General features: G+C 59.0%; 10 protein-coding genes. 3 read left to right on the plus strand and 7 right to left on the minus strand.

Annotated features, from left to right (window positions below):
* Positions 1 to 7 precede the first annotated feature (7 nt).
* The 5 genes from purL to purC all read right to left on the minus strand — a co-directional run bounded on the left by purL (position 8) and on the right by purC (position 4,710).
* Positions 8 to 2,218, minus strand: a complete 2,211-nt coding sequence (gene purL, locus LY631_RS17270; RefSeq protein WP_274426836.1) for a phosphoribosylformylglycinamidine synthase subunit PurL — start codon at positions 2,216 to 2,218, stop codon at positions 8 to 10.
* A 286-nt stretch (positions 2,219 to 2,504) separates the two neighbouring features.
* Positions 2,505 to 2,924, minus strand: coding sequence for a hypothetical protein (locus LY631_RS17275; protein WP_274426837.1), 420 nt, complete (start codon positions 2,922 to 2,924; stop codon positions 2,505 to 2,507).
* Complete coding sequence (gene purQ / locus LY631_RS17280; RefSeq protein WP_274426838.1) at positions 2,921 to 3,589, minus strand: phosphoribosylformylglycinamidine synthase subunit PurQ; 669 nt, start codon at positions 3,587 to 3,589, stop codon at positions 2,921 to 2,923. The genes LY631_RS17275 and purQ overlap by 4 nt, the downstream gene beginning before the upstream one ends.
* 53 nt (positions 3,590 to 3,642) lie before the next feature.
* Positions 3,643 to 3,885 (minus strand): phosphoribosylformylglycinamidine synthase subunit PurS, encoded by a 243-nt coding sequence (gene purS, locus LY631_RS17285; RefSeq protein WP_274426910.1) that lies wholly within the window; start codon positions 3,883 to 3,885, stop codon positions 3,643 to 3,645.
* A gap of 33 nt (positions 3,886 to 3,918) precedes the next feature.
* On the minus strand, positions 3,919 to 4,710 hold the full coding sequence (gene purC, locus LY631_RS17290; protein ID WP_274426839.1) for a phosphoribosylaminoimidazolesuccinocarboxamide synthase: 792 nt from the start codon (positions 4,708 to 4,710) through the stop codon (positions 3,919 to 3,921).
* 245 nt (positions 4,711 to 4,955) lie between these two features.
* On the opposite strand from purC, the gene LY631_RS17295 reads away from it, so the two are divergent.
* Positions 4,956 to 5,273, plus strand: a complete 318-nt coding sequence (locus LY631_RS17295) for a DUF1476 domain-containing protein (protein ID WP_274426840.1) — start codon at positions 4,956 to 4,958, stop codon at positions 5,271 to 5,273.
* Positions 5,274 to 5,480: 207 nt separating this feature from the next.
* Here LY631_RS17295 and LY631_RS17300 read toward each other — a convergent pair whose 3' ends face one another.
* Together LY631_RS17300 and LY631_RS17305 are read right to left on the minus strand one after the other, a co-directional pair.
* Positions 5,481 to 6,038 (minus strand): RBBP9/YdeN family alpha/beta hydrolase, encoded by a 558-nt coding sequence (locus LY631_RS17300; protein WP_274426841.1) that lies wholly within the window; start codon positions 6,036 to 6,038, stop codon positions 5,481 to 5,483.
* A gap of 92 nt (positions 6,039 to 6,130) precedes the next feature.
* Positions 6,131 to 6,559: a VOC family protein gene (locus LY631_RS17305; RefSeq protein WP_274426842.1), complete on the minus strand. Its 429-nt coding sequence runs from the start codon at positions 6,557 to 6,559 to the stop codon at positions 6,131 to 6,133.
* A gap of 225 nt (positions 6,560 to 6,784) precedes the next feature.
* Between LY631_RS17305 and LY631_RS17310 the strand changes: the two genes are divergently transcribed.
* Entirely contained in the window at positions 6,785 to 7,582 is a 798-nt protein-coding gene (locus LY631_RS17310) for a VOC family protein (RefSeq protein ID WP_274426843.1), read from the plus strand.
* Between the two features lie 1,194 nt (positions 7,583 to 8,776).
* Positions 8,777 to 16,111 (plus strand): LysM peptidoglycan-binding domain-containing protein, encoded by a 7,335-nt coding sequence (locus tag LY631_RS17315; protein ID WP_274426844.1) that lies wholly within the window; start codon positions 8,777 to 8,779, stop codon positions 16,109 to 16,111.
* Positions 16,112 to 16,142 lie beyond the last annotated feature (31 nt).

Genomic DNA, 16,142 nt, shown 5'->3' on the forward strand with positions numbered 1-16,142 from the left:
GTTCCCCTTAGTCTTGCATAAAGTGCGGGAACCAGCCCTCATGGGCTTCTTCAATCTCTGTGACCGATATGGCACGCGCATCGCCCAGTTTCAATTCGCTGCCGCCAGTCGTACCGATGGTGAAAAGCGATAAATCAGCCGCGCGCGCGGCATCGAGCAGTTCATCCACGTCATCTACCTTGCAGGTAAGGACATAGCGCCCCTGATCCTCGCCGAAAAACGCGGTGCTCGGATTTCCGGGCGGCGAATCGATGTGCGCGCCCATTCCACCGGCCACAGACATTTCTGCCAGCGCGACCGCCAGGCCGCCATCGGAGCAATCATGCGCGGCCGTGACCTTGCCGGCGCGAATGAGTCCGCGCACAAAATCGCCGACGCGCTTTTCATGCGCAAGATCGACCGGCGGCGATGTGCCTTCCGCCTTACCGTGCACCTCTCGCAGATAGGCCGACTGGCCCAAATGCTCGCCCCAGTTCTCCGGCGCGCCGGCAAGAAGTACGGCTTGGCCTTCTTCGGGAAAGGCGATACGCGCCATGTAGGACCAATCCGGAATGAGGCCGACGCCGGCAATGGTTGGCGTGGGCGGGATCGGCTCACCCAGAGTCTCGTTGTAGAGCGAGACGTTGCCGGAAACGATGGGGAAACCGAGCACCCGGCAGGCTTCGCCCACACCCTCGATCGCACGTACGAACTGGCCCATGATGTCCGGCCGCTCCGGGTTACCGAAATTGAGATTGTCGGTAGCGGCCAGCGGCTCGGCGCCGGTGGCGGTCAGATTTCGCCAGCACTCGGCAACGGCTTGTTTGCCGCCCTCATACGGGTCGGCCTCACAATAACGCGGCGTCACGTCCGAGGAGAAGGCCAGCGCCTTGGTCGGATGATCCTCCACACGCACGACCCCGGCATCTCCACCTGGAATTTGCAGCGAGTTGCCCAGGATGAGCGTGTCGTACTGCTCCCAGACCCAGCGGCGGGAGGAAAGGTCCGGCGAATCGAGAAGTTTCAGGAGAGCATCTGCGATATCGGTCGGCGGCAGGCCTGCGGGATCAAGGGCAGGGCGCGTTTCCGGGGCCACCCAGGGCCGATCATACTCCGGTGCCTCGTCACCCAACTCCCTGATCGGCAGGTTGGCGACTTCCTCGCCCTGATGCAGCACGCGAAAGCGCCGGTCATCGGTCGTCTTGCCGACAATGGCGAAATCGAGCCCCCATTTGCGGAATATCGCCTCGGCTTGATGTTCCTTTTCGGGCCGCAAAACCATGAGCATGCGCTCCTGGCTTTCCGAAAGCATCATCTCGTAGGCCGTCATGCGCTCTTCGCGCACCGGCACCTTGTCGAGGTCAAGCTCGATCCCGAGATTGCCCTTGGCGCCCATTTCGACCGCGGAGCAGGTAAGCCCGGCCGCGCCCATATCCTGGATCGCGATGACCGCACCGGTCTCCATGAGTTCCAGACACGCTTCCAGCAGGCATTTTTCCGTAAAAGGATCGCCCACCTGGACGGTCGGGCGTTTCTCGTCGATGTCCGCGTCGAACTCGGCGGAGGCCATGGTCGCACCGCCCACGCCGTCACGCCCCGTCTTGGCGCCCAGATAGACGACCGGCAGGCCGACGCCCTCTGCTTTGGAGTAGAAGATCGCATCCGTGCGGGCGAGGCCCGCCGCAAAGGCGTTCACAAGACAATTGCCATTGTAGCGCGCATCGAAATTGACCTCGCCGCCCACGGTCGGAACGCCGAATGAGTTGCCATAGCCGCCAATGCCGGCCACCACGCCCGCCACCAAATGGCGGGTCTTTTCATGCTCCGGCGCGCCGAAGCGCAGCGCGTTCATGGCTGCGATGGGCCGCGCCCCCATGGTGAATACGTCGCGCAGGATGCCGCCGACCCCCGTGGCAGCTCCCTGATAGGGCTCGATATAGGAGGGGTGGTTGTGGCTCTCCATCTTGAAGACCACCGCCTGTCCGTCTCCGATATCCACCACGCCGGCATTTTCACCCGGCCCCTGAATCACCCGCGGACCGGAGGTCGGCAGGGTGCGTAGCCACTTCTTGGAGCTTTTGTAGGAGCAGTGCTCGTTCCACATCGCCGAGAAGATGCCAAGCTCGGTAAAAGTCGGTTCGCGGCCGATGAGGTCGAGGATACGTTGGTACTCGTCCGGCTTCAGCCCGTGGGCGGCGACGAGTTCCTCGGTGATGCGGATGGTGTTCGGAATGGTCATGGCTGGTTATCGATTCCAAGGCGCTGATGCCCGGGCCTCATAGCGCAGCTTGGCGCGGGTTTCACCGTCTATGTGTGAAAAAACACGCAAAGATATCCAAAACGCCGCACGGGGCAGCAGTCGAACGTCGAAACCGTCGAGCGCGGAGCGCATCATGGCAAGGCGTGGATTATTCCCGCGATGCACTTCTCGCGGATCGCTGCGGCCACGTCGATTGTACCAGCCGCGCGCGCAGTTCAGCCAACAGGAAAGGCATGCCGCCCGTTTTGGAATTGAAGCGGAGTCTCTACGCTTGACAGGTAAGAGAACCCGCGGACCAACGCCCGATATCCGCATTGACGCGCTCACCGCTTGGAGTGCCGGAGAGCGGACCGTAGGTCTCGATTTTCACCGGCGCACCGGAAGCTTCAATGACCATGAGTGGCAATCCACGCGTCTTGCCCTTTTCAAGGAGAAGCAGGCGCGGGCGCCCGACAGTGGTATCAAGCTCCGGAATAAGCCGAAGATCTTCAAATCCGGCCGAATCCATCCAGCATTTCACGCCAGCCTCGTTGACACGCTGTAGAGCTTGGATGGCATCATCGGAGTCGGTCCGCATCGAAGAGGAGCCGCCGGTCCCCTGACATCCCGCGAGCGACAGCGCGATGATCATCAGCCCGGTGAGCCGGCGATGGCTCGGCCCTCGCGCCCGTTCCGCTCTCCTCACGCGGCTTTGCCTAGCACGCTTTCAAAGAGCAGGCGCCCATCCGTCCCGCCATGAGCAGATTCGATGAGGTTTTCCGGGTGAGGCATGATGCCCAGCACATTGCCGCCTCTGTTGACGATCGCCGCGATATCGTTGATCGAACCGTTGGGATTAGTGCCTTCAACGTAGCGGAACACCACCTGTCCTTCACCCTCGATCCGCTCCAGCGTCTTAGAATCGGTGAAATAATTTCCGTCGTGATGGGCGACAGGGCAGCGAATGATCTGGCCTGGCGCATAGCTACGCGTGAAGGCGGTGTTGGCGTTAGCCACCTGCAGTTTCACTTCACGACAGACGAATTTCAAAGAGGCGTTCCGCATCAGCGCGCCCGGCAGCAGCCCCGACTCGAGCAGGATCTGAAAGCCGTTACACACGCCTATGACCATGACGCCTTTGGCAGCCTTCTCGGCCACTGCCTTCATGACCGGCATGCGTGCGGCAATGGCTCCGCAGCGCAGGTAATCGCCATAGGAGAAGCCGCCGGGCAGGACGATGAGATCCACATCCGGAATTTCCGTTTCGGTCTGCCATACGGTCACGGGCGAACGGCCCGAGACTTTGGTAAGCGCGGCGATCATATCGCGATCGCGATTAAGTCCGGGAAGCTGGATAACGGCTGATTTCATAAATTGGAACCGTGAGGTTTTTGCGGCCCTTCGGCCATTTGGCGCCTGCCACTTCAGGTAATGGCTATACTGTAATCTTCAATTACCGTGTTTGCCAGCAAACGCTCGCACATGCCTTCCAACGCGGCTTCCGCCTGCGCGCGGTCAGCCGTATCGAGTTCTACGTCGAACACCTTCCCCTGCCGCACTGAACCGATGCTGGAAAAGCCAAGGCCGCCCAGTGCGCCCTCGATGGCTTTGCCCTGGGGATCGAGCACGCCGTTTTTCAAGGTGACGATGACGCGCGCCTTTATCACTTCAGCCAACTCCGCTCATATGTCAGTGGTATATCAATGCCGCGTTTCGCCATCGGGCTTTGATGAGACCAGAACCGGTCCGCTCGCCTTTGGGGTATCGTTCTCGTTCATGATCCCAAGGCGCCGGGCCACCTCCTGATAAGCTTCGAGCAACCCGCCCAGGTCCCGGCGAAAGCGGTCCTTGTCCATCTTGTCCTGTGTCGTCACATCCCACAGACGGCAGGAATCGGGCGATATCTCATCAGCCACGACGATGCGCATCATCTCACCCTCGAACAGGCGTCCGCACTCGATCTTGAAGTCGACAAGCTGGATGCCGACGCCGAGGAACAGGCCGGAGAGGAAATCGTTCACGCGGATGGCCAGCGCCATCATATCGTCGATCTCCTGTGGACTGGCCCAGCCGAATGCGGTGATGTGCTCTTCCGAAACCATGGGATCGTGGAGCGCGTCGGCCTTGTAATAGAACTCGATGATCGAACGCGGCAAAACCGTACCTTCCTCGAGACCGAGCCGCTTCGCGAGCGAGCCGGCGGCGACGTTGCGCACCACGATCTCCAGAGGAATGATCTCCACCTCGCGGATGAGCTGCTCGCGCATATTCAGCCGGCGGATGAAGTGTGTGGGGATGCCAATCCGGTTCAGATGCTCAAACAGGTATTCCGAGATCCGGTTGTTGAGCACGCCTTTTCCGTCGAGGACCTCATACTTTTTGCCATCAAAGGCCGTAGCTTCGTCCTTGAAGAATTGAATGAGTGTACCGGGCTCTGGGCCTTCATAAAGAATTTTGGCCTTGCCTTCATAAATGCGGCGGCGACGGTTCATGGCTTTCTCTGCTTGTCTGCCGGTCTTTCAAGCGCCTGGACACTAGCCGACTCGGCAAGAGGGCGTGCGCCAACTGGCTCCGCGGGTCTGTAGCGCAAACGGGACATCACCACAATGGGATTTACCGCATCTCTACCGGAATTGTCCTGTCGACATTATCCTATTGACCGTCTGCCGGAGGGCTGTCTCTATCTGGGTGACGATTGTCCGTCGGTGTGGATCGGATACGGAAGAGGTAAGAATTCATGTCCAGTATGAAAGATCGTGAAGAGACGTTTGAACGCAAGTTCGTACGTGATGAGGAGTTGAAGTTTAAGGCCGTCTCGCGCCGAAACAAGTTGCTCGGCCTTTGGGCCGCCGAGAAGCTCGGGAAGGCGGGCGCTCAAGCGGATGAGTACGCTCGAGAGGTCATCCGGGCCGATTTCGAGGAGGCGGGCGACGAAGACGTTTTTCGCAAGGTTCGCAAGGATTTTGACACGGCCAGTGTGTCCGTTTCCGATGACGAAATCCGTCAGAAAATGATCGAACTGCTCAACCAGGCGATCGATCAGGTAAACTCCTAGGTACAAACGGATGATTGCGGCTCCACATTGAACGGGCCGCTATCCGCTGTCTCTAAAAACGGATATGGCGCTTGCGCCGCGCGCAGAGCGCTGGCCGGAGGCAAGGCCATGTCCCCTTTCAAGGAACGTGAGCGACGTTAGAACGCGAGTTCGTCACGACGAGGACCTGAAGTTCAATGCGCTTTTGCGCAGCAAGGGGCCCGATATCTACTGCGGCGACAGCTTCGCCAGAAAATGCGCGAAAGTGAGCGTTCCCTCGGGCCATGGGCCGAAGCCCGATTCTGCGTTGATGTGACCGGCTTCGCCTGCATCCAGGAACTTCGAGCCCCACGCCGCAGCGATGTCCTCCGCGGCTTCGAAGCTGCCAAAATGGTCGTCGCGGCTGGCCACCACGATCGACGGAAAGGGCAGGGGATCCCGTGGGTAGGGACCGAACGTCATCAAGTGTTTCGGCCTGATCCTGGGATTATCCACCTCTGGCGGAGCAACGAAAAATGCGCCGACCACCTCATTTTTATATTCCGGAATGCCGTGAATCGCGCAGGCAATCCCCAGCGAATGTGCGACCAGGACGACCGGCCGCTCCGATTCGTTGACAGCTTCCACGACCCTTCCGACCCAGTCTTCGCGGACCGGTTTCGACCACTCGGCCTGCTCGACACGGCGCGCGGTCGACATGCGCGCTTCCCAGCGGCTCTGCCAGTGATCGGGACCGGAATTGGTGTATCCGGGGATGATGAGGATATCGGCGTCTTTCGCTTTCATGCCGCCGCATCTAGCGAGCAAGCAGAAGAGTCGCAACCGCTTTTGGGCGATTTGATGAACCGCCGGTCCCGCGAGAAACCGGCGGTATCGAATTAACCTGCAGCCGCTTCCGTCTGTCCCTGCGCCGCCTCGACGTCCATCCACATCACCTCCCAAATGTGGCCGTCCGGGTCCTCGAAGCTGCGACCGTACATGAAACCGTAGTCTTGCTTGGGGCAAGGATCGACCGCACCGCCGGCAGCTTCGGCCTTGTTTACCAGCGCGTCTACCCCGTCACGGCTTTCTTCCGAAACACAAAGCAGCACTTCGCTCGTCGTTTTCGCATCCGCGATCTGCTTGGGCGTGAACTGCTTGAACTTGTCGTGGGTGAGCAGCATCACGAATATGGTGTCGGACAGAACCATGCACGAGGCCGTCCCGTCGCAAAACTGCTCGTTCTTCTCCGCCCCGATGGACTGATAAAAGCGGGTCGCTTTATCCAGGTCGCCCACGGGCAGGTTCACAAAAATCATCTTTGGCATAGAAGACTCCTTTCTGCTGTTCCCCCTCAGGACGGTTGAGGGAACTTCGCTCCGACACGCCTCCAGACTTTTTTAAAGGGCATGCAGTTGAAACTGTGAACAGCGTGTTCGCGCCGAAGGTCTTGTTGCACCCTCGGGGCGCACACAGATGACCAGTAGCCATGGCGGACCAATCACCAATTCGGAAGATGGACCATATTGCAGCCTGCCTCCCAGGAGACTGAAATGAAAGAACTTCCTTTCGCCGCGACCACCCCGGTGCATGTCGCCGATATCGGTCTTAAGGCGCGCAATGCGGACCGGACTGCCGCCTTTTACAAGGACATTCTCGGTTTGGTGGAGCTGGCCGCGGCCAGTGATACGATCGTCCTGGGCGCTGGTGAGCGGCCGCTTCTCACGATTGAGGAGGATAGCGGGGCCAAACCCGACGACGACCGGGAGGCGGGCTTGTTTCACACGGCCTTTCTTTTGCCTTCCCGCGCCGATCTTGCCCGGTGGGCGCGCTTTGCCACCAAGAGGCAGATCCCACTCGAAGGGGCTTCCGACCATCTGGTGAGCGAGGCAATCTATCTCAGCGATCCGGAAGGCAACGGCATCGAGATTTATGCCGACCGTGCGCGCGAGGACTGGCGATGGGATGGCGGCCAGGTCGTCATGAAGACCCTGCCGCTCGATTTCGAGGCTCTGTTCGCCAGCGCGGGCGAGGGCACCTGGAACGGGGCACCGGACGGCACGGTTATCGGCCATGTGCATCTGCGCGTCGGCGACCCGACGGAAGCGGAAACCTGGTGGCGTGAGACACTCGGTCTGGACACCATGGCGCGTTACGGCGCCCATGCTTCTTTCCTCGCCTCTGGTGGTTACCATCACCATATCGGCGCCAATTCCTGGCATAGCGCCGGCGCGGGGCGGCGTGATCCCGACCGCGCTGGGTTGGCCTGGGTGAGCCTGCGTTCCGCGGAAGCTCGAGAAGGGCGTACATTGGACGATCCATGGGGCACGATTGTTCATATCGTTCATTGAGATTAGACGCGCGCGTCATCGTCGCCACGCCCGGCTTGTCACCGTCTGGCCATTTCAAAGATCGGGAAACGGGGCGCGTGGTCCGAGCCTCTCTATTAGTTTAGGTGGCGCGTTCCACGCGCCCCGTCGGCCGCTGTCCCGCGGTTGGCCGGTCACTCGGGCTTCACTCTCCTGCCCGGCTGCACCCAATTAGGGGGTGGTCTCTGCCGGGCCGAAGAAGAAGTCCTAGCGGCTTCTCCGCGGCTGCCCGACACCGTCTCTCACCCGGTGCCCGGTTTTTCCGGCGATGCTGTCTGTCACCCAGCACCCCGGCGCCGCCGGCCTGTTGCGGGCCCTCACATGCCTCCAGGTACCGGATCCCTGGAGGGGGAGGCTGCCGCCGCCCTCCCTGATCCCCGGTCCGGACCCGGNTTCACTCTCCTGCCCGGCTGCACCCACTTAGGGGGTGGTCTCTGCCGGGCCGAAGAAGAAGTCCTAGCGGCTTCTCTGCGGCTGCCCGACACCGTCTCTCACCCGGTGCCCGGTTTGTCCGGCGATGCTGACTGTCACCCAGCACCCCGGCGCCGCCGGCCTGTGGCGGGCCCTCACATGCCTCCAGGTACCGGATCCCTGGAGGGGGAGGCGGCCGCCGCCCTCCCTGATCCCCGGTCCGGACCCGGTTCCCGCGAGAGCGATGGGAGCAGAATAAGGGCGGTTGAGAGGGCGGGGATAAAATTCCTAGAGAAAAGAATTTAGCTTGCTGACATCAGCTGACAAATGGTTGAGGGGCGGCGCCCTGCTTCTTCAGCGGCCGGGTCAGCAAACGCTTGCTGTTACGGTGGGTCTGATCTGGTCGAGTACATACCCGTCCTGATCGACACGAGCCGCAGCCAATCCTCCTTGCCGGCGATCGGTTTGCGGAGTTCTTCGTTCTGCGAACCGGCCTAACAGCTTCAAAAGATAGAACTAACTTCGGCCCGACATCTCTCGGTTAGCCCCTCGGAAGCCGGACGTCCGGGCTGCTTGGATGTCACATAAGTGTGACATTGGCATCTTACGAATCTGCTGATCCTTTCGCGAACGCACCCCGTACGACCAACCGATTCTTTGCTTGATACACGGTACCGATGCCTTGACGGATGTCTTCCAAGGAGTCCCCTGGCTCGGCGGTAAAAGGTGCTGTCAATTCGGGCGGGTACGCGAGAGAGCAGCCTGTTGGCTGATGCGAACCGAACCTTCGGAGTATTTGCGATGATCTCTCGCGTGTTGTTACAGGCCAGTAAAATCATCAACACAATGCGGTTGGAGGCGAAATCAAAGGCTCTGTTCGATCAGATTCAACTTGCCAAGAACAGGCCTGAGACTAATTCGCAATCGCCAACGTACAGCAGGCCCAGTGGGGATTATTCATATCCGCGAGTTTCTCAGTCGCCGCCCTCCTCGGGTCACAGCTTTTTTGAAGCAGCGACACCCCAGTTCACGCCGATGCCGAGCGTTTTCGAAGATTCCACACCCGTGCGCAACGAACCGGTTAACGCCGAACCGCTGGTGGACGCTGATGAAATAATCGGTGACGTTACTGACGGATGGAGCATCGATCAGATTGCTGAAGACCGGGGGATGACCAGGGACGAAGTTATTGCGGCCCTGGAGAATGGTGGAATGGAGGTTGGTGAGACCGAGGCGGAGAGCGCCAATGGAGACGTCCAAACCACTGAAATACATGATCCCGATTCCGGTCAAACGGTGACCGAATACTACGACCATCACGACGATAGTTATGAGACTCACATCGATGATGGGGACACCGAAACCACTTTGCCGAGGCGTGACGGTTCGGGTCGCAAAATCACCACTGATTATGATTCCGATTCTGGAGTGTTGACTACACGATATGAGGACGACCTCGGATCGGGCACGATCACGGAAGAAGTTTTGCTGCCGAATGGAACCAAGGTCGAGACGGTAACGCCGACGGGGGAGGCAGCGACCACCACGGTGTACGATGATGGCGCGGCGACCGTTCTTGCATCTACGCAGGACCAGAACGGTGGGAATGTGGATGAAATTAAGGAGCAGCTAGCGGCTGGCAAGAGCCTGCGGCAGATTGCTGAGGACAGGGGGGTTACGACAGAGCAACTGGTTGCTGAGCTTGAGGCAACCGGAGTGGAGGTCTCAAGCGAAGATCCCGAGCATGCCAATGGGGACGTTCAGACAATAACGCTTGATGATCCGCACACGGGCGACACAACCGTTTACTACCACGACTATCATCATGATACGAGCACGACGGTAACGACAGTAGACGGCATCGAGACGACGGTATCGAAAAACGGCAACGGCGTTTCACGACATACCGTTCACGACCTCGAGACGGGTGAGAAAACCACGACGATATCGGACCCGAATGCCGGCACCGAAACCGAAATCGGAGTCGATGAAGACGGCCGGATTACGAAAACCGTAACCGAAGATATCAATGACGGCGAGCCGGTGGAGTACGAAGTTGCGCCTGGCGACAGTCTTATTGAAATCGCGAACGATCACGGCGTGACTCTTGAGCAATTAAGGGAGACCAACCCAGAGTTTTTCGAGGGTGGGCGCGATCCCGACCTTATTGACGTCGGCGAACAGGTAACTATCGAGGATGGCACTCGCACGACCGTGGAGGTCACCTTCAACGATCACACCCTGATCACGAACCCGGACGGCAGTGTCACTCTGCGCAACAACAATACCGATACTGAATTCGACATCGAAGCGGGCAGCCTAGAACATTCGATCGCAGAGACGCTCATAGCCGTAAATCCGGATAGTGCCGATCCGGCAGAGGCGGAAGAAGCTCAGATCGTCAAGACCGTGATCGAGGGTATGTTCGCCGGTAAAAGCTATGGCGAACTGATGGAGCAGGCGGGCGCGAAGCGGGAAGAGACCGAAACCGCCATCGAGGAATATGGCCTTGGCGCCGAAGCTGTACCTACCGTGGAGGAGGATGACGCAGGCAATCCGATAGTCGTCGATTTTCAAGGTGAGCGGCCCGAAGGCGTGGATCGGGACTGGGGGCCGGTTCGGATCGAGGGCGTCTGGCGCTGGGTCCATCCGGAAGTGGCGCAGGCTATCGCCGCCGAAAATACCGCGCTTGGTGAACTTGAAAAAAGGCAAGCGGAACTGGAGGAGATTGGCGCGCAGATCAATCTCTGGGCTCTTGATCCTGATTCCGAGCAGGCACTTGAAGGTGCTGGCGAAACGCTCGACGAAGCCTTGGGCAAGCATGGATACTCTTGGAAGCGGCCCGAACCCACGGGCAACCTCTCAGATGCCGAAGCAGATCTGGCGAATGCGGAGGCGCGCCTGGAGGAGGCGGGCGACGCGCTCGAAGCATACGAGGAAGCCGAGCGTCTGCAGGGCGAGGCCATCAGGCAACAGGAAAATCTGCCTTACAAACCCGACCCCAATGCTGAGTACGTTTCCGAAACCGGTAGCGGCTCCGACCTTACGCGCGATGCGAAGGAGTATGAGGCCGCTCTGGCGAACATCAAAAAGCTGTTCTATCAGGCGGATTATCAGCGCACCCGCGGCGACGGACTGATTAAGGACTCGATGATCGCGCACCTCGAAAGCCAGTTCGAGGGCGTCGACGGGCTTCCCGAGGGTGTCGACCCGGTGGAGGTCGTTATCGGGGACGAGAAAGTCCAACTGGCGCCTGATATCGCGGACGCGTATGAGAACGATGGCCTGGCGGCACTTATAGAAGGCGGAAAGCCGGTCAGGATACAGATTGAATCCGACGGGGAGAAGGAATGGCGCTGGGTCGATGCCGAACTGGCGAGCACCTGGCTGGAGCTCAAGGACCAGCAGAGTATTCTCGATAAGAGTCTGACGATCGGCGAGGCCTACGTCGAATATTTCGATGCACACGGCGAGAGCGCGGACATCGAGTTGCAGGCGTATGATTTAGAGCAGCAAATGCGCGCCGAGTACAACGAGCAGAACTCTCACCTGTTCGAGGAAGATAAAAAGCACAGCCGCTTCAATGGCGATTATCTCGGGTTGTTCACAGGGCAGGAGGTCGTAGAGGAAGACGGGCAACTCTGGATCGTCAATCATTTCGAGCATGGCGACACGCGCAGCCCGCTGACCTTCAGCCTGGAAAAGATCAATCAGGACAAAGACTTTTACCAGCGGACGCTAAGCGAGGAATGGCTGGCTTCCAACGCGGAATACCAGGCACTTTTGGGAGGAAAGTTGGGTCAGCCTCCATTGGAAACGATTAAATCGGACGAACTGGCCGCCGGTGAGAATGTCAACCGTGTTCTGGCAGAGCAACTGGGCGTGCGCCTTGAGGACCTTGACGGTCAGATTGAGGAACTTGAGGCCGAATTCAACGATCTCCTCGAAGAGCATGGTCCCGGCACAGTCCGTCCTCCCGATGTGGACATTCCGACTGATTTCGAGCCCGTCGAGATCGAGTTCGAAGGTCAGTCGCTGAAAGTGCACCCTGACGTCGCCGAGGCGTATCAGGAAATAGGCGCTCAGGCGCTCAGTGAGAGCGACCTGCCGGTGCAGATCGAGATGCCGGGCGGCGAGAACGACGAACAGCGGGAATGGCGCTGGATGGATCCGGAACTGGCGCAAAAATGGCTTTCGCTCGACGGGGAAATTTTGAATGGCTTCGGACCGATAGACGTGGATCTCGCGGGGCGGACCATTAGGGCACATCCCGACGATGCCGAGAGCTACGAAATGGATGGCATCCAGGCACTCGGCACCAACGAGTTGCCGGTTCAGATCAAGATGGACACCGACGGAGACGGCGAAGAGGATGAATGGCGTTGGGTCGATCCGGAAGTCGCTCAGACTTGGTTCGCTTTGGACATGGCGCGGGAAATGCGCTCGGATCTGGAGAGTACGCGCGCGACCGCCGAGTCCGCGGCGGAATGGCTAAATTTCCAGCGTCAACAGCCGTTGAAGCTGCGCGATGACCCAACCACAGATGATCATCTGATGCGCTTGCAAAGCGCGTATTTCGACGAAAACAGACAACAGGTGCTCGACGACGTTCAGGTGGAAATGCAGGACCTCTACGACCGGGGTTATGATGATACGTTTCAACCGGTGGACAGCGACACGATCGCCGAAGCGTTGAGCCTTGATGTAACCACAGACGAAGGCAGGGAGGCACTCGACAAGGTCGAGAGCGAGATCCGCGACATCGGCGGAGAGGACGCCAAAGTACGCACGGTGCCATTCTTTTACGTCGATCCAGAAATGGGAAGACAGCAGAGTGCCGTGTTCGCGGTGGAGAATGATGAGGGCAATATCCGCTACGTCGATATTGCCGGGAAGTCCTTCAGCAGCGTTGAGGATTTTCAGGACAACAACAATCAGTTTTCCGAAAACGGTCATCTGATCGTGCCGACGGAGTTTCGGATGTCGCCTGATGACGATGGAAGCATTGTTCTCGATGTCGTTCAGGCGCGCAACGTTTCGACTTTCGAGAAAGTGGTCGATCCCGTTGTCGGCATAGGCACGGCGCTGGCGACGGCCGCTTCGTTTACAGTAGCCGCCCCGGTCGCCGCTCCGCTTGCTATCGCGGGAGCGGCTTACCTCGGCGGGCGTGCGGTTGTGCACCAGGTCAACCATCTTCAGCATGGCGGCGAGTGGGGCGAGAAAGAATCGTTTATAAACATGGCGATGATTGCCACCACCGCTCTGCCGATGGGGGCCAGCGGTCTTCGCATGGCTGGCATGATGCGCAATCTGAACCTCACCAAGGGGCAGGCCTTCCTGGCCGGCATGGGCGCGGTGCGCGCCGACGGCGCACTCACCGCAGCCGCCGACGCGGGGAAACTGAGCAGGCTCTGGCACAAGCTGCCCTACGGCCCGGGGCAGGTCAGCACATATATGCGGACCGCCGGTGGCCTGAACAAAGCCGCATACGCGCTCGACGGGAGCGCGATGGTGATCGGCGCACCCCTCATGTACGTCTCAGCCGAAGATCTGGTGCTCCACTATGACCAGATGTCAGGCCTTCAGATCGCCGACGCGATCACCGGCTTCACAACCGGTCTCGCAGGTACGGGCATGGGCGCGGCAAGCTTCGTTTCCTATGCTGGCGCCAATAAGACGCCCGCGCCGTCACCTACGAGGGTCGGCGATATGTCGACATCGTCCCCCGGACGAGGGGATGGCGAGGAAAGCACAGCCGACACCTATGCCGGCCGTTCGGGGGACGGATCAATCCCCATTGCTTCGGCAGACAAACAAGCCTCTCCGGATCAACAGGCGTTCCCGGTCAAGGTGGTGCCGGCGGGCACTGATGATGTCGGCGCTTCGGGGCTACTTGGCATCGCCAATGGTGGACAAGATTGGCCGGCTGGCGGTGACCCGATCGTGTTGCCAAGCGGGGCGGTGGCAAGGAGCAACGACTTCCCGCGCGCCGTGTGGGATCCCGACACGCAGACCTTAAGCGGTATGCCTGAGCGTGACACGGGAGAATATATCTATACCAGCGCTAAGGATGGTAAGCCGAGTGGGATCGAAGGAGAATCTCCTTACCTGCGCGGGCTGAACAACGAGCAGCTGGTGGAACTTTACAACAACGAGAAAGCATACATTCCGTTCGATGAAATGCTCGAACGGTATGGCGCGAACGGCCCGGTTCTCACGGAAAGATCGATACAGGACATGCTCCCAGACTTTCGGCTGGGGGTGTCGTTGAAGGTCGTTTACTATGGAGGCTACATCGGTTTGGGTTCGCCGACCAAGTCGGCTTATGGGTTCGGACTGGGCACGAAGTCGGACTATGGCGCAATTGCATGGGCGGTGGCGGACAGCGTGAGCCAGCGCAGCTTGACGCCGCTTAAGGATCAAGTGAGCATTTCCGGCGCGGTTTCCAACCGACCGCAGGAAGGCAGCAATCCCAATTTGCGGGAAGTCGGACTGTCGACTCACTCCCATCAGCTCGCGTTCCCGATCCGTGCCAGCGATCTTGCCAAAGTCGCAAGCAAAGCACTTTTCACTGAAAACTCTGGCTTTGATGTCCAGTTAAAGAACGGCAGGGAAGTCGGAATGACGCGGGACGGCTCGGCTGCCGTGGTCGAGGTGACCTACAGCCCGTCTTTGAAAGGCACGGAATACACGCCTGCTGTCGGCGAACACGACTTTATGGGCGTACCCGCCTCGGAGAAAGATAAGTTTGTCCGGTTGGAGGGAGAGCTGCCTTACGATCGGGTGATGACGGAGTTGAAGGTTAAACCCCGTGTACGAGCTTTGACGAATTTTAGTGAGCTGTACGCCGGGCTTCCTCGTGTCGGCATGGAAAGGCGGCCTGAATCAACGATCAAAGATGGTCCTCGTCCAGGGGATGCTTTGATAAAGCAGCACTTTGACCAGGCCCAGTTCGCCTTGAGCAAAGTCGAGCTCAAGACGCAATTGAGGGTAGAAGATCCCGCAAAGGTGCCCGATCTTTTAACTGCAATAGAGGAGGGGGACCTGGGCACGATTCGTGCAATGGCGAATGATGGGATCATCGACGCGGAACAGGCTCTGTCACTGGTCGGCCCTCCGTCGGAAAGTGGTTTCCGCCTATCGGCCGTGCCCAACAAGCTCCCGCATAACTACATCAGAACACTGACAGGTGACATTGTCCGGGTGCCGAACCCCAAATCGATGCTTAAGGACGTTATCTTCAACACCAGCGCGCCCGACCGGATGCTGGCTGCGGGATACTACAAGCTCAGGAATGGAATCAGCGCGAAGTTCCGTCTCGATGGTAACTCCCCGACTCCGGCACGTTACATACCGAATGGCCGCAAGGTCCACGATAATGTGTACGGCGATTATGACAGGCCAGCCATTCGTACAACTGTGTCCTTCTCAACGCCTCCCGTGCCTCTGCTCTTGTGGGGGGTCACAATGGAAGTTCGCGGTCAATACAAAAGCAGTCCCAAAACCCCGGCCCGGCCAATCGCCCAGAACGAGATGACGAAGGTCACCTTCGAAAGTAGGGGCGGGCACATTGAGGAACTCCAGGCACCCGTGTGGTTGTCGGAGGTCGTCCAGACGTCGAGCGAAAGATCGCCGATGATAATTCCGAAAGGAGGGAAGGACTCGCTCAATAACTGGCTTAAGGGGCTGGCGGATAATGCGCGAAATGATCAAAAGCCGATTATCGACCAATTCCGCTCCAAGTTTGGAAAGGTCCTTTCCGATGGCAAGTTTCTGCGAACCAAACAAGCCGATGATGTTCTAACGTTCATGTCCTCTCAAACGGGCAGCAAGGAAGAAGGCGTCATTTTCGTCCGCGATGGGAATGGACAAGGTGTCGTCGCCAATCGGTACGGCTTACCACCCGCGAGTGCCGATAAGATATACCTGCTGCCTGACGACGGTGTGGCGCCGCAGCTAGGTGATCCGGCTTTGACCGATAAAACCCATTTATTTTACCGGGACCCGCAGACTGGCGAACCCACAGTAGTTCCATGGAATAATGGTGAACTGCGGGATCCTGCAAGCGGTGACAAGCCATCTCCGGATAGGCACGCGTAGGTCAGATTTTGCGTCCAACCATCAAGCTGGC

Source organism: Chelativorans sp. YIM 93263 (assembly GCF_028767125.1).
Lineage (GTDB): Bacteria > Pseudomonadota > Alphaproteobacteria > Rhizobiales > Rhizobiaceae > Chelativorans.

Coding starts and splice junctions, on each gene's coding strand:
- purL (WP_274426836.1), bottom strand. CDS start 2,218: ATGACCATTCCGAACACCATCCGCATCACCGAGGAACTCGTCGCCGCC.
- purQ (WP_274426838.1), bottom strand. CDS start 3,589: ATGAAATCAGCCGTTATCCAGCTTCCCGGACTTAATCGCGATCGCGAT.
- purC (WP_274426839.1), bottom strand. CDS start 4,710: ATGAACCGTCGCCGCCGCATTTATGAAGGCAAGGCCAAAATTCTTTAT.
- LY631_RS17295 (WP_274426840.1), top strand. CDS start 4,956: ATGTCCAGTATGAAAGATCGTGAAGAGACGTTTGAACGCAAGTTCGTA.
- LY631_RS17300 (WP_274426841.1), bottom strand. CDS start 6,038: ATGAAAGCGAAAGACGCCGATATCCTCATCATCCCCGGATACACCAAT.
- LY631_RS17305 (WP_274426842.1), bottom strand. CDS start 6,559: ATGCCAAAGATGATTTTTGTGAACCTGCCCGTGGGCGACCTGGATAAA.
- LY631_RS17310 (WP_274426843.1), top strand. CDS start 6,785: ATGAAAGAACTTCCTTTCGCCGCGACCACCCCGGTGCATGTCGCCGAT.